Below are 349 nucleotides of genomic sequence, written 5' to 3'. Positions count from 1 at the left end.
GGAAAAAGGGCGGCTCTTTCGAGCCGCCCTTTCCGTCTTGATGCCTCCGGGTCTTACCAGGGGCGATAGTTCAGGCCCACGAAGAAGCGCGTGCCGTAGGGGTCCTGGCTGCTGATCAGACCACCACCGAGGTAGGGGCGCTGTTCGGCATCGAACGCGTTGACCACACCCATGCGGACCGAGAGGTCGTCCGCGGCGTTCCAGCGCACCGTGAAGTCGTGACGGGCGAAGTTGCCGGTGTCGTAGGTGTTGAACGGACGCGTGTCGAGGTTGCCGAGGTTGTCGCGGAAGTTGGTGCTGTCCTGGGCAGTCTGCCAGTCCACGCTCCAGTTGACGCTCCAGATGTCGT

1 protein-coding gene is annotated in these 349 nt (G+C 63.3%); it reads right to left on the bottom strand.

Annotated elements, in window-relative coordinates; genetic code table 11:
* Positions 1-53 precede the first annotated feature (53 nt).
* A partial coding sequence (locus B3E43_RS09970) for a TonB-dependent receptor (RefSeq protein ID WP_292028977.1) occupies positions 54-349 on the bottom strand: 296 nt, incomplete at its 5' end.

Origin of the sequence: Brevundimonas sp. UBA2416 (assembly GCF_002343105.1) — a bacterium.
GTDB lineage: Bacteria > Pseudomonadota > Alphaproteobacteria > Caulobacterales > Caulobacteraceae > Brevundimonas.
The sequence above is the reverse complement of the archived record's forward strand: the minus strand, read 5'-3'. Positions and strand labels throughout refer to the sequence as shown.